10 protein-coding genes are annotated in these 13328 nt (G+C 70.8%); 8 read left to right on the top strand and 2 right to left on the bottom strand.

The features are described from left to right. Positions 1-9: 9 nt before the first annotated feature. Positions 10-528 (bottom strand): hypothetical protein, encoded by a 519-nt coding sequence (locus GTY58_RS17435; RefSeq protein ID WP_176605154.1) that lies wholly within the window; start codon positions 526-528, stop codon positions 10-12. Positions 529-1084: 556 nt separating this feature from the next. On the opposite strand from GTY58_RS17435, the gene GTY58_RS17430 reads away from it, so the two are divergent. The 3 genes from GTY58_RS17430 to hutH all read left to right on the top strand — a co-directional run bounded on the left by GTY58_RS17430 (position 1085) and on the right by hutH (position 4798). After that, a complete protein-coding gene (locus GTY58_RS17430; protein ID WP_010984757.1) occupies positions 1085-1897 on the top strand; it encodes an enoyl-CoA hydratase-related protein in 813 nt (270 codons plus the stop codon). 85 nt (positions 1898-1982) lie between these two features. After that, positions 1983-3122, top strand: coding sequence for a sensor domain-containing diguanylate cyclase (locus GTY58_RS17425; protein ID WP_037644948.1), 1140 nt, complete (start codon positions 1983-1985; stop codon positions 3120-3122). Positions 3123-3259: 137 nt separating this feature from the next. Beyond that, the gene (hutH, locus tag GTY58_RS17420; RefSeq protein ID WP_037644951.1) at positions 3260-4798 is read left to right on the top strand and encodes a histidine ammonia-lyase; all 1539 of its coding nucleotides are present in this window, start codon (positions 3260-3262) and stop codon (positions 4796-4798) included. A gap of 141 nt (positions 4799-4939) precedes the next feature. On the opposite strand, the gene GTY58_RS17415 is transcribed toward hutH, so the two are convergent. Then, positions 4940-5284: an LPXTG cell wall anchor domain-containing protein gene (locus GTY58_RS17415; RefSeq protein WP_010984754.1), complete on the bottom strand. Its 345-nt coding sequence runs from the start codon at positions 5282-5284 to the stop codon at positions 4940-4942. 110 nt (positions 5285-5394) lie between these two features. On the opposite strand from GTY58_RS17415, the gene GTY58_RS17410 reads away from it, so the two are divergent. The 5 genes from GTY58_RS17410 to GTY58_RS17390 all read left to right on the top strand — a co-directional run bounded on the left by GTY58_RS17410 (position 5395) and on the right by GTY58_RS17390 (position 13149). Then, positions 5395-5739, top strand: a complete 345-nt coding sequence (locus GTY58_RS17410) for a hypothetical protein (RefSeq protein WP_037645229.1) — start codon at positions 5395-5397, stop codon at positions 5737-5739. Between the two features lie 228 nt (positions 5740-5967). After that, complete coding sequence (locus GTY58_RS17405) at positions 5968-7233, top strand: Ig-like domain-containing protein (RefSeq protein ID WP_037644953.1); 1266 nt, start codon at positions 5968-5970, stop codon at positions 7231-7233. A 202-nt stretch (positions 7234-7435) separates the two neighbouring features. Beyond that, a complete protein-coding gene (locus GTY58_RS17400; protein ID WP_010984751.1) occupies positions 7436-8908 on the top strand; it encodes an ABC transporter permease in 1473 nt (490 codons plus the stop codon). Positions 8909-8941: 33 nt separating this feature from the next. Beyond that, positions 8942-9625 (top strand): ABC transporter ATP-binding protein, encoded by a 684-nt coding sequence (locus tag GTY58_RS17395; protein ID WP_010984750.1) that lies wholly within the window; start codon positions 8942-8944, stop codon positions 9623-9625. A gap of 209 nt (positions 9626-9834) precedes the next feature. After that, on the top strand, positions 9835-13149 hold the full coding sequence (locus tag GTY58_RS17390) for a S8 family peptidase (RefSeq protein ID WP_037644955.1): 3315 nt from the start codon (positions 9835-9837) through the stop codon (positions 13147-13149). Positions 13150-13328 lie beyond the last annotated feature (179 nt).

Here is a 13328-nt window from a genome sequence, read left to right as displayed (position 1 = left end):
CGTCGTGGCTCAACGGACGGCCGCGGCCGCCCGGTTGACGCACAGTCCGACGAGCGGCACGCACAGGCCGGGCGGGTGTGGCGTGTGGGTGCTGGCACTCGGGGCGGGACCGGGCGCGGCCGCCGTGGTGGCCGTGGGCGGGGGCTCAGTCGTGGCGTCGGTGGGCGCCGGGTTCGATCGAGGGGTACGGGCCGCGGGGGCGCCCCGCTGCCCCGGCGCCGTCGAGACGCTGCCGGGGGCCGCGGGCAGGAGGGCCACCCCGGACGGCGATGTCGCGGCGTGGCCGGAGCCGACGGGGGAGGTCGGTGTCGCGCTCGCGCCGCCCGTCGCGGCGGTGGCGCCGCGCCCTCCGGGGCTCCCCGAGCGGCCCGAGGGGGTGGCGCCGACGACCGCCGCGGCGCTGGCGGCCGGGTCGCCGGTCGCCTCGACCGGGGGCGCGGCCTCCGCGGTGCCGGGCCCGCCGCCGACCGACTCGGGCGCCAGCCGCACGAAGCTCAACGCCCCGGCGGCCAGTGCGAGCCCGCCCACGGCGAACAGCACCTTCCGCGGCCGCGGCTTGCGGTGACGCCCGATGGGCCGGAACCAGACGGGGCCGGAGGTGACCTGTACCGACTCGGGGGCGGGGGCGGCCGTTCCGGGGATGGCCCGGGGCCGGATCCCGCCCGCCCGTCAGCGGCGCGGTGCGCGACGGTGCCGGTGCCGATGCCGCGGGCGTCGGCGTGCGGCGCCGCCCCCTCCGGTGTCGCCGTCGCCGCGGTGGCGTCCCGTGCCGGTGGCTCGCGGTCGGTCCCGGCGGCGTCCCGTGCCGGTGGCTCGCGGTCGGCCCCGGCGGCCTCCCGCGGGGCCTTCTTCTCCGTCGCCGCCGTGTCCGTCATGACCGTTCCTCCCCGGTGTGCCCGCGCCGCCCGGATGCCGCCGTGGCGGTGCGCAGGTTATGCGCCGGTTGGGGATGTCGTGGGGGAGTTGCGCTCCGTGTCACCCGAACGGGAACGCGCGGCCGGTTTCTCCGTCGGGTTTCGTCGGGGCGGCCCGGCTGCGATGATCGAGCCGTCAGGAGTTAACCCGCGTTAACCGGGAGGGTGTCATGGCGGAGCGAGCGGACGAGCGGCGGTTCGGGGACCACGTCGTCGTACGGCGGCACACGCGGGGGCAGGTCGCGGAGCTCGTCCTCGACCGGCCCAAGGCCATGAACGCCGTGTCCACGGACATGGCCCGCGCGATCGCCGGTGCCTGCGAGGCGCTCGCCCACGACACGGACGTACGCGTGGCCGTGCTGACGTCCACCCATGAACGTGCCTTCTGCGTCGGCGCCGACCTGAAGGAGCGGAACTCCTTCTCGGACGCCGACCTGCTGCGCCAGCGCCCGGTCGCGCGCGCCGCGTACACCGGTGTCCTGGAGCTGCCGATGCCCACGGTCGCCGCCGTGCACGGCTTCGCGCTGGGCGGCGGCTTCGAGCTGGCACTGTCCTGCGATCTGATCGTGGCCGACGGCACGGCGGTGGTCGGCCTGCCCGAGGTGTCCGTCGGGGTGATCCCCGGCGGCGGCGGTACCCAGCTGCTGCCCCGCCGGGTCGGTGCCGCCCGCGCGGCCGAGCTGATCTTCTCGGCGCGGCGGCTGACGGGGGCCGAGGCAAGGGAGTTGGGGCTGGTCGACGAGCTGGTGGAAGAGGGCCAGGACCGCACGGAGGCGCTGGCCCTGGCCTTCCGCATCGCCGCGAACTCACCGGTCGGCCTGCGCGCCGCGAAGCGCGCCCTGCGCCTCGGCCACGGGCTCGACCTGCGGGCGGGCCTGGAGGTCGAGGACGCGGCCTGGCGCTCGGTCGCCTTCTCCGGCGACCGGGCCGAAGGGGTGGCGGCCTTCAACGAGAAGCGCAAGCCGGAGTGGCCCGGCGAGTAGGGCCCCGGCGCCGCCCCCGCGACATCCCCACCCCTGTAGCCCCGCCAATGTCCCAAATTGTCATAAACATACCTAGCCTGGGGTGATGGGTGAGGACAGACGGCTGACGGCCGTGGTGGCGCTGGCGCAGGGCATGGCGGCGGCGCACACCCCGCGGGAGTCCTGGCGGGCCGCCGCGCTCGGTGCCTGCCGCGCGCTCGCCGGGAACTTCGCCGCGCTGTCCGTGTGGGAACGCGAGCGCGGCCGGCTGCGGGTCCTCGCCAACGTGGGGGACCGCGCCTTCGACGAGGAGGAGTTCCCGGACGACGAGGCGTACCCCGTGCACCAGTTCCCGGAGATCACCGAATTCCTGCACGAGCGCTGGGCGCGTGGCGGCGAGCCCAACGCCTGGGTGGAGACGGCCGAGGGGTCGACGGCGGGGCGTGCCGGGTACTGCCACCAGCGCGTCGCCGCCCTGCGCAGGAGGGGGCGCGGCTGCTGCGTCGTCGCCCCGATCGTGCTGCACGGCCGCGCCTGGGGCGAGCTGTATGTCGCCCGCCCGGCCGGCGAGCCCGTCTTCGACCGCGCCGACGCCGACTTCGCCACCGTACTGGCCTCCGTCGTGGCCGCCGGCCTCGCCCAGACCGAGCGGCTGGAGGAGGCCCGGCGGCTCGCGTACACCGACGCCCTGACCGGTCTCGCCAACCGCCGCGCCGTCGACGTGCGCCTGGACGAGGCGATCGAACAGCATCGGCGGGACGGGGTCGTCGTCAGTCTCGTGGTCTGTGATCTCAACGGGCTCAAGCGGGTCAACGACACGCGCGGGCATGCCGTGGGCGACCAGCTGCTCGAACGCTTCGGGTCCGTACTGTCCCTGTGCGGCGCGATGCTCCCGGGCGCCCTCGCCGCCCGGCTCGGCGGTGACGAGTTCTGTCTGCTGGCGGTCGGCCCGGCGGCCGACGAGGTGGTCCGGGCCGCCGGTGAACTCTGCCGTCGCGCGGCCGATTTGGAGCTCGGCGAAGGGGTCGCGTGCGGGATCGCCTCGACCCAGGACCCGATCGGTCCGGTCCGCTCGGGCCGCCGTCTCTTCCGGCTCGCCGACGCGGCCCAGTACCGCGCCAAGGCCGTACGTGCGACGAAGCCCGTGGTCGCGGGGCGGGAGGGGCCCGACGACCCGGTCGTCCGGCTCGCGGACGAGCCGGCGCCGGCCAAGGCGGAGCGCCGCCGCTTCCGGGGCCGCCGATGAGGCCCCCCGCACGCCGCCCGGTCCCGCCCGGGGGAACCGTCGGCCACCGGCGGCCGGGGTGGCGCACGGGTAAGGGGTAAACCGGCCACCCACTAGTGACATCATCGAATTCACTGCGTACGCTCCTGAATATGGATATGCACACTGTGGTGGTGGGGACGTCCGGGGTGACCGCGTCCGACGTTCTCGCCGTGGCGCGTGGCGGCGCCCGGATCGAGCTCTCCGGGGAGGCGGTGACCGCCCTCGCCGCGGCCCGCGGCATCGTGGACGCGCTGGCGGCCAAGCCGGAGCCCGTGTACGGGGTGAGCACCGGCTTCGGGGCCCTGGCGACCCGGCACATCAGCCAGGAGCTGCGGGCGCAGCTCCAGCGCAACATCGTCCGCTCGCACGCCGCCGGCATGGGTCCGAGGGTGGAGCGGGAGGTCGTACGGGCGCTGATGTTCCTGCGACTGAAAACCGTCTGCTCGGGCCACACCGGCGTACGGCCCGAAGTCGCGCAGACGATGGCCGACATCCTCAACGCCGGGATCACCCCGGTCGTGCACGAGTACGGCTCGCTCGGCTGCTCCGGCGACCTCGCCCCGCTCTCCCACTGCGCCCTGACGCTGATGGGCGAGGGCGACGCGGAGGGCCCGGACGGCACCGTCCGTCCGGCCGGTGACCTCCTCGCCGAGCACGGCATCACGCCGGTCGAGCTGCGCGAGAAGGAGGGCCTGGCCCTCCTCAACGGCACCGACGGCATGCTCGGCATGCTGGTCATGGCCCTCGCCGACCTGGACGCGCTCTACAAGTCTGCGGACATCACGGCGGCCCTCTCCCTCGAGGCACTCCTCGGCACCGACAAGGTGCTCGCCCCCGAACTGCACGCCATCCGCCCGCACCCCGGTCAGGGCGCCTCGGCCGCCAACATGCTGGCCGTACTGGCGGGTTCCGAGCTCACCGGCCACCACCAGGACGACGCGCCGCGCGTCCAGGACGCGTACTCCGTGCGCTGCGCCCCGCAGGTCGCCGGCGCCGGCCGGGACACCCTCGCCCACGCCCGCCTCGTCGCCGAGCGCGAGCTGGCGTCGGCGGTGGACAACCCGGTGGTGCTCCCCGACGGGCGCGTCGAGTCCAACGGCAACTTCCACGGTGCCCCGGTCGCGTACGTCCTCGACTTCCTCGCGATCGCCGCGGCCGACCTCGGGTCCATCGCCGAGCGCCGCACCGACCGGCTTCTCGACAAGAACCGCTCGCACGGGCTGCCGCCGTTCCTCGCGGACGACGCGGGCGTCGACTCCGGCCTGATGATCGCCCAGTACACGCAGGCGGCCCTGGTCAGCGAGATGAAGCGGCTCGCGGTCCCGGCGTCCGCGGACTCGATCCCGTCCTCGGCGATGCAGGAGGACCACGTCTCGATGGGGTGGTCGGCCGCCCGCAAGCTCCGTACGGCGATCGACAACCTCACGCGCATCGTGGCGATCGAGCTCTACGCCGCCACCCGCGCCATCGAACTCCGCGAGGGTCTGACCCCCGCCCCGGCGTCGCAGGCGGTCATCACGGCCGTCCGCAAGGCGGGCGTCGAAGGCCCAGGACCGGACCGCTTCCTGGCCCCCGACCTCGCGGCGGCGGACGCCTTCGTGCGTGACGGCAGCCTGGTCACGGCGGCGGAGACGGTCACCGGACCGCTGGCGTAGGACCTGTCGTCGAACTCCCGGCGCCCCCGATGCCCGTCGGCTCGGGGGCGCGGTGCGTCGCGGCGCCGCCGGACGCGCGGGCGGGTGCGGCAACCGCCGCTTCCCGGGCGGCCGTTCCTCGGCGCGCGCCCCGGGTGCCGCTCAGTACGCCGTCATGCGTTCCCGTCGTACCGAATACGCCACGAAGCCCGCGCCCAGGCCGAGGAAGAGGGTGCCGCCCACCAGGTACGGGGTGGTGTCGATGCTTCCGGTGTCGGCGAGTTGGGCGTCCAGGGACGTCGAATCGGTCCCCGCACCGGAGTCCGAGTCCGAGTCCGTGTTCGTGGAGGTCTGTGTGACCGTCGTCGACGTCTGCTGCTGCCCGGACGTGTCCTGGGTCGCGTTGGCGGACGGGACGAACCACAGGGCGCACAGGAGGGTTCCCGCGGCGGTGGCGGTCAGCGTGGATCGGCGTGCGGTGGACGACCATCGGTGTGCGGCGGACACGGAATATCTATCCCCTTGTGGTGCTGGCGAATTGGCCGTGTGGGGCGATGCTAATGAAAGGCGCGGGTCGCGGGAAAGTCGCGGAACCCATGGGTCGTACGCTCGCAGCCATGAGCACTTCTGAGACATCACAGTTTGTCCGGCTTCGCGTGGAGCTGGTCGTGGAGATCGGCGACGCGGACGCCGTGACCAAGGCCGCCCTGGAGCGCATCGCGGATGACCCGGACATGCCGGACGACGAGCGCGGGCACTCCGAGAGCGCCGTGACGGAAGACACTGCCGAAGCCCTCGCGTATCTCGTCGACCCGTTCGACCTGGTCAGCGAGGTGCCGGGGGTCGAACTCGCCCAGGCCTCCTGGAGCAGCGAGCAGATCTCCTACGATCCCGATTCGCCGGAATGGGACCTCGGCGAGGATGATGGCGCGGAGGACGACGAGGAAGACGTGCTCGGCTGAGGCCGCGCGGGGCAATCGTGACCCCGGGCGGCAACCGCGGCCCGGGGTTCTCGCGTCTTCTCGGCGAGTCCCTGGCGTCTCACGAGACGCGGTGACCACTTCCGCCCCAGTCGATCAAGAAGATCCGACGTGGTGTGCCCCACATTCTCGCGGGATGTGGAACGAGGCGATCCAGTCGTAGCGTTGAACGCTGACACGGGGACTCACGGGGTTGGGGATAAGGCAACGATGGAGAGGCGTGTGATGACGGACAGTAACCGACGCAAGGGCCTGAGGGCTGCGTCCGTACTGCTCGGCGGGGTGCTGGTGCTCTCTGCGTGCAGCGGAGGCGACAGCGAGGCCAGTAGCGGCGGTGGCGACTCCACCTCGCAGGCCAAGGTCGACGAGGCTGCCGCCAAGAAGGCCTCCGAGGCCCAGATCAAGATCACGCCCAAGGACGGCTCCGACAACGCCTCCATCAACAACGCGGCCAAGGTCACCGTGAGCAAGGGCACGCTCACGGACGTCACCATGAAGACCGCGGCGGGCACCGCCGTCGCCGGCCGGATATCGGCCGACAAGAAGAGCTGGTCGCCCACCGGTCAGCTGGAGCGGTCGACCTCGTACAAGATCACCGCCACGGCGGACGACTCCGCGGGCCGCACCGCCCACGAGAACGCGTCGTTCACGACGGTCTCCCCGGCCAACAGCTTCATCGGCAACTTCACGCCGGAGGACGGCTCCACCGTCGGCGTCGGCATGCCGGTCTCGATCAACTTCGACAAGGCGATCACCGACAAGGCCGCCGTGCAGAAGGGGATCACCGTCTCCTCCAGCAGCGGTCAGGAGGTCGTCGGGCACTGGTTCAGCGCCAACCGCCTGGACTTCCGCCCCGAGGACTACTGGAAGGGCGGCTCCACCGTCACCCTGAAGCTGAACCTCGACGGGGTCGAGGGCGCGAACGGTGTGTACGGCGTCCAGCAGAAGACGGTCACCTTCAAGGTCGGCCGCAACCAGGTCTCCGTCGTCGACGCCCGGACCAAGACCATGAAGGTCACGCGGGACGGCAAGACCGTCAAGACCATCCCGATCTCCGCGGGCGGTCCTGACAACAAGACCTACCAGGGCCAGATGGTGATCTCCGAGAAGTTCAAGGAGACCCGGATGGACGGCTCGACGGTCGGCTTCACGAAGAAGGACGGCAAGGGCGAGTACGACATCAAGGACGTGCCGCACGCCATGCGCCTGTCGAACTCCGGCACGTTCATCCACGGCAACTACTGGGGCGCCAAGTCCATCTTCGGCGCGGTGAACACGAGCCACGGCTGTGTCGGCCTGTCCGACACGAAGGGTGCGGGCGACCCGAACACCCCCGCCGCGTGGTTCTACAACAACACGCTGATCGGTGACGTCGTGGTCGTCAAGAACACCGGCGACAAGACGGTCGCCCCGGACAACGGCCTCAACGGCTGGAACCTCGGCTGGGCCGCGTGGAAGGCGGGTTCCGCGGCCTGATCCGGCCCGGTTTCGTCTCTGACGGCGGCGGCACCGCCCCCTGAGGGCGGTGCCGCCGTCGTCGTGCGTGAGGCCCCTCTTACCGCCGTCCCCCACCCCTCAGGGCCTCCGCACAGCTCAACTCGCCTCTCTGCACAGGCTTCTCATCGTTCTTTTATGTCGGCCTTATCGCTTCATCACGGTCCGTACCTAGCTTGCGGCCATGTTCTTCACCTACCTGAGGCGCGAACTGCGCCGCCGCAGAAAGGCGGCCCTCGTCGTCGCCTCCGGCCTAGCGCTGGGCATCGCACTGGTCATCGTGGTCAACTCCGTGTCCTCCGGCATGGGGAAGGCACAGGACAAGGTCCTTCAGTCGCTCTACGGCCTCGGTACGGACATGACCGTCACCAAGGCGGCCAGTGCCTCGGCCGCGAGCTCCCAGCGCCCCCGCTTCAACTTCGACGCCCGCGGCGACGACTCCGACGCGGAGCAGAGCAGCGACCGTGTCATGGTCCAGGGCTTCCAGACCCTGGCGACCACGACCGTCGGCAAGGTCGGCGCGCAGCACGGCGTGTCCGACGCCGTCGGCGGTCTGAGCCTCCAGGTCGTCAAGGTCAGCGGCCAGTTCAAGCAGGGCCAGTTCCAGCAGGACCAGAACGCCGGCGGCAATCAGCAGGGTGGCCGCCCGAACGCCCAGGCGTCCCCGCAGGGCCGCGTCGAGGGCGGCGGCGCCAACTTCGGCGTCAACAGCTACTCCGTCTACGGCACCGACGTCACCGAGCCCGCCCTCGGCCCGCTGACCTCCTCGAAGATCACCAGCGGCCGTACCTTCACGTCGTCCGAGACGAACGCCAAGGTCGTCGTCGCCGACAAGTCGTACGCCAAGGAGCAGAAGCTCGTCCTCGGTGACACCGTCACCATCAAGAGCGTCAAGTTCAAGGTCATCGGCATCGCCACACCCGACAGCGGCGACGCGGCGGCGAACCTCTACATCCCGCTCAAGCGGGCGCAGACGCTCGGCGACGCCAAGAACAAGGTCACCACGATCTACGTCAAGGCGTCGGACTCGCAGCAGATCGACGTCGTCAAGTCGACGATCCAGAAGAACATCTCGGGGACGACGGTCACCACCTCCGCCGACCTCGCCAAGACCGTCTCCGGTTCCCTGTCCACCGCCTCCGGCCTCGCCAAGAACGTCGGAAAGTGGCTGTCGATCGCGGTGCTCGTGGCCGCGTTCCTGGTCGCGGGTCTGCTCACCTCCTCCGCCGTCTCCCGCCGCGTGCGCGAGTTCGGCACCCTCAAGGCGCTCGGCTGGAAGTCCGGCCGCGTGACCCGCCAGGTCGTCGGCGAGGCCATGGTCAACGGACTGGTCGGCGGCGCCCTCGGTATCGCCCTCGGCCTCGGCGGCGCGTATGTCGTCACCGCGATCAGCCCGACCCTCCAGGCCGACATCGGCTCCACCGGCGGCAACGCGGGCGGTCCCGGCGGTGGCGGCCCCGGCGGTGGCGGCTTCGGCGGGCCCGGCCGGCAGACGGCTTCCAAGGCGCTGGAGGTGGCGCTGACCGCGCCGGTCAGCCTGTCCACCATCGTGATCGCCGTCGCCCTGGCCGTCACCGGCGGTCTGGTCGCGGGTGCCTTCGGCGGCTGGCGGGCCTCCCGGCTGCGTCCCGCGGACGCCCTGCGCCGCGTCGAATAGCCCAGCCGGCCCACCCACTCCAGGAGTTGCACCATGTACGAACTCAGAGGCGTCAGCAAGCGCTATACGCGGGGCAAGGACACCATCAACGCCCTCGACGGCATCGACCTGACCATCGGCGACGGCGACCGGCTCGTCATCCAGGGCCCCACCGGCGGCGGCAAGTCCACCCTGCTCCAGATGCTCGGCGGGCTCGACAAGCCCACCGCGGGCAGCATCGAACTCGACGGCACCGACCTCGCCAGGCTCTCCGAGGCCAAGCTCACCAAGGTGCGCAGCGAGAACATCGGCTTCGTCTTCCAGAGCTTCAACCTCATCCCGACGCTCACCGCGCAGGAGAACGTCGAGACCGCCCTCGTCCCCCTCGGGGTGAAGGTGAAGGACCGCCGGGAACGGGCCGCCGAGGCCCTGAAGTCGGTGGGTCTGGGGGAGCGGCTCGGCCATCTGCCCGCCGAGATGTCGGGTGGTCAGCAGCAGCGCGTCGCCATCGCCCGCGCGCTGGTGAAGCAGCCCAAGGTGCTGCTCGCCGACGAACCCACCGGCAACCTCGACGAGTCGATGCGCGACGAGATCATGGAGGTGCTGGAGACCATGTGGAAGGAGTACGGGCTCACTTTCATCATGGTCACCCACGATTCGTCCCTCGCGAAGAAGGCCCCGCGGGTCGCGACGATCCGCAAGGGGAAGATCACTGTCAAGGAGAACGCGGGGGCGTAACCGAGCGATTGTGTAACAGAGTTCGCGCGGGCGGGTAACAGTTCGCCCGGTGAGCTCCTTACCGTCTTCTCACTTATTGAGCAGGTGATCACCCCTCGGCATACTTGCTTACGCCGGGGGGTGACGTACATGTGTGCGCTATTTCCCTCGGACGGGTGAACGGGGATTCGCCCGATACTTCATCTCCAGGGGGAGACTTGCGCAGACAAGTGAAGAGAGCATGCGCGGCCACCGTCGCCACGGCGGCCGCTGTGGTTCTGGCGGCGGGCATGACCACCCCGGCGTCGGCCAAGCCCGAAGTCGCGTCGAGCGGCACCACCACATCGGCCGGTTTCTCGGCCAAGCACCGCGTCACCCTGATCACCGGCGACCGTGTCGTCGTCGACGCCAAGGGCCGGGTTGTCGGCCTCGAGCGGGCGAAGGGGCGCGAGCACATACCCGTCTCGGTGCGCAAGGCCGACGGCCACACCCTCGTGGTGCCGGCCGACGCGGCCCGCATGATCGCCACCGGCAAGCTCGACCAGCGGCTCTTCGACGTCACCGAGTTGAACCGGTCCGCGACCCGCAAGGCCCAGAAGCAGGGCCTGAAGGTGATCGTGGGCTACAAGGGCACGGCGAGCGCCGCCAAGTCCGACGTGCGCGACGCGGGCACGCTCCGGCGCAGCCTCAAGTCGCTGAACGCGGACGCCGTACAGACGCCCAGGACGGACACCGCCGAGCTGTGGGACGCGGTCACCAACGGTGACGCGACCGCCTCCGGCGTCGCGCACGTCTGGCTCGACGGCACCCGCAAGGCCAGCCTCGACAAGTCCGTGCCGCAGATCGGCGCCCCCACGGCGTGGGCGGCCGGGTACGACGGCAAGGGCGTCAAGATCGCCGTCCTGGACACCGGTGTCGACGCGACCCACCCGGACCTCAAGGACCAGGTGGCCGAGTCCAAGAACTTCTCCGCCGCCGCCGACGCCGCCGACCACTTCGGTCACGGCACGCACGTCGCGTCCATCGCGGCGGGCACCGGCGCCAAGTCCAACGGCAAGTACAAGGGTGTCGCGCCGGGCGCGACGATCCTCAACGGCAAGGTCCTCGACGACACCGGCTCCGGCGACGACTCCGGCATCCTGGCCGGCATGGAGTGGGCGGCCGAGCAGGGCGCCGACGTCGTCAACCTGAGCCTGGGCGGCGGCGACACCCCCGAGATCGACCCGCTGGAAGCGGAGGTCAACAAGCTCTCCGAGGAGAAGGGCATCCTCTTCGCGATCGCCGCCGGCAACGAAGGCGAGTTCGGCGAGCAGACCATCGGCTCCCCGGGCAGCGCGGCCGACGCGCTCACCGTCGGCGCCGTGAACGACAGCGACAAGCTGGCGTCCTTCTCCAGCCGCGGCCCCGGCCTGGACGGCGCCATCAAGCCCGACGTCACCGCACCCGGCGTGGACATCACCGCCGCCGCGGCGCCGGGCAGCGTCATCGACCAGGAGGTCGGCCAGAAGCCGGACGGCTACCTCACCATCTCCGGTACGTCGATGGCGACCCCGCATGTCGCGGGCGCCGCCGCGATCCTCAAGCAGCAGCACCCCAACTGGTCGTTCGCCGAGCTCAAGGGCGCGCTGACCGGCTCCGCGAAGGGCGGCAAGTACACGCCGTTCCAGCAGGGCTCGGGCCGTATCGCCGTCGACAAGGCGATCAAGCAGTCCGTGATCGCCAACCCGAACTCGGTGAGCTTCGGCATCCAGCAGTGGCCGCACACCGACGACAAGCCGGTCACCCAGCAGCTCACCTACCGCAACCTCGGCACGAGTGACGTCACGCTGAACCTCGCGTCGACGGCGACCAACCCCAAGGGCGTCGCCGCTCCGTCGGGCTTCTTCAAGCTCGGCGCGACGAAGGTCACGGTCCCGGCGGGCGGCAAGGCCTCGGTCGACTTCACGGTCAACACGAAGCTGGGCGGCACCACGGACGGCGCGTACTCGGCGTACGTGACGGCCACGGGCGGCGGCCAGACCGTGCGCACGGCGGCCGCGGTGCAGCGCGAGGTGGAGTCGTACGACGTCACGCTCAAGCACATCGACCGTGACGGCAAGCCGGCCGTGAACTACAGCACCGACCTGACGGGCGTCTCGGGCCTCGCCGCGGACAAGTGGTTCGCCCCGTACGACGCCTCCGGGACGGTCAAGGTCCGTGTCCCCAAGGGCAACTTCATCCTGAACGCCAGCCTCTTCGCGGACCCGGAGGACTTCACCAAGGGTGCCGACTGGATCGCCCAGCCCAAGCTGAGCGTCACCAAGAACACCACGGTCACCGTCGACGCCCGCAAGGCGAAGCCGGTGGACATCACCGTGCCCGACAAGGGCGCCAAGTCGGCCTTCGCGTCGCCGGACTACACGGTCGAGGCCGGCAACAACAGCTACTCGTACGGCTGGTGGCTGGACACGTACGACAACTTCCGCACCGCGCACCTCGGCCCGAAGGTCACCGACGGCTCCCTGTCCCAGCAGTGGGAGGGGCACTGGACCAAGGGTGACGACGAGGAGTACGACACCACCGCCAGGGCCAAGGTCACGCAGCTCGCCACCGGCTACAGCAAGCACTACAAGGCGAGCGAGCTGGCCACGGTGAAGGCCGGCCTGGGCTCCTCCGTCACCGGCAAGAAGGGCGCGATCACGGCCTGGGGCTGGCTGCCCGGCAGCTCCGGCGCCTCCGCGATCGGCATCCAGCAGACGCTCCCCGGCACCCGGACGCTGCACCTGTCCACCTCGGGCGGGGTCCGCTGGACCTTCGAGTTCGAGCAGACCGGCGGGCTCGACGCCGACGGCTTCCCGATCGCCGAGGCGTACTACTCGACCGGCGACTCGCAGAAGCTCACCGGCGGCAAGACCTACGCGAAGACGTTCAACACGGCCGTGTTCGGGCCGCGTACCGGCGGTGACTTCAGCCTCTACCGTGACGGCAACCAGATCTACGGCTACGTGCCGCTGTTCGCCGACGGCAAGACGCACACCGGTTCGTCGACCTTCAGCTCGGTCACCACGACCCTCTACCGCAACGGTACGAAGGTCGGCTCGAACGACGACCCGCTGTTCGGCGAGAAGTACTTCAAGGTGCCGGCCGGTTCGGCGTCGTACAAGCTGACGACGTCCGTGAAGCGTGCCGCCACCGTCGCGACCGCGTCCTCGCGGATCGACGCCAGCTGGACCTTCAAGTCCAAGAAGGCCTCCTTCACGAAGCTGCCGACGTCCTCGGCCCGCTTCGCCGCGACGACCGGCCTGGACAGCCGCGTCACCGCCGACAAGAAGGTCTCGGTCCCGGTGACCGTCCAGGGTGCGGCAGCGGGCAAGAACCTCAAGTCGCTGGCGGTGTACGTGTCGTACGACGGTGGCAAGAACTGGACGAAGACCACCGTCAAGAACGGCAAGATCAGCGTCAAGAACCCGGCGAAGGACAAGTCCATCTCCTTCCGGGCCAAGATCGCCGACAAGAAGGGCAACACGTCGACGATCTCGATCTACGACGCGTACTACGGTAAGTGAGCGGACGTGACTAGCTGAGGCCGGTGCCTCGGCAGCGTCGGGCCCTTCGGGATCGCATCCCGGAGGGCCCGATTTCGTGTTGGCGGAGATGACGCGGGCATCGATGACGCGGGCACCGATGACGCGGACACCGAACAAAAGTCGCTTGTAACATCCCCGGGTTCTCAGGCGTGTTCAAG

The sequence above is a fragment of the Streptomyces sp. SID5469 genome (assembly GCF_009862865.1).
In the GTDB taxonomy this organism is placed as follows: domain Bacteria; phylum Actinomycetota; class Actinomycetes; order Streptomycetales; family Streptomycetaceae; genus Streptomyces; species Streptomyces avermitilis.
Note: the sequence above shows the minus strand (reverse complement) of the source record. Positions and strands in the feature narration are given on the sequence as shown.

Excerpts from the sequence above, each read along its gene's own strand:
- GTY58_RS17400 (WP_010984751.1), top strand. The coding sequence starts at position 7,436 with ATGTTCTTCACCTACCTGAGGCGCGAACTGCGCCGCCGCAGAAAGGCG.
- GTY58_RS17410 (WP_037645229.1), top strand. The coding sequence starts at position 5,395 with ATGAGCACTTCTGAGACATCACAGTTTGTCCGGCTTCGCGTGGAGCTG.
- GTY58_RS17425 (WP_037644948.1), top strand. The coding sequence starts at position 1,983 with ATGGGTGAGGACAGACGGCTGACGGCCGTGGTGGCGCTGGCGCAGGGC.
- hutH (WP_037644951.1), top strand. The coding sequence starts at position 3,260 with ATGCACACTGTGGTGGTGGGGACGTCCGGGGTGACCGCGTCCGACGTT.
- GTY58_RS17430 (WP_010984757.1), top strand. The coding sequence starts at position 1,085 with ATGGCGGAGCGAGCGGACGAGCGGCGGTTCGGGGACCACGTCGTCGTA.
- GTY58_RS17395 (WP_010984750.1), top strand. The coding sequence starts at position 8,942 with ATGTACGAACTCAGAGGCGTCAGCAAGCGCTATACGCGGGGCAAGGAC.
- GTY58_RS17405 (WP_037644953.1), top strand. The coding sequence starts at position 5,968 with ATGGAGAGGCGTGTGATGACGGACAGTAACCGACGCAAGGGCCTGAGG.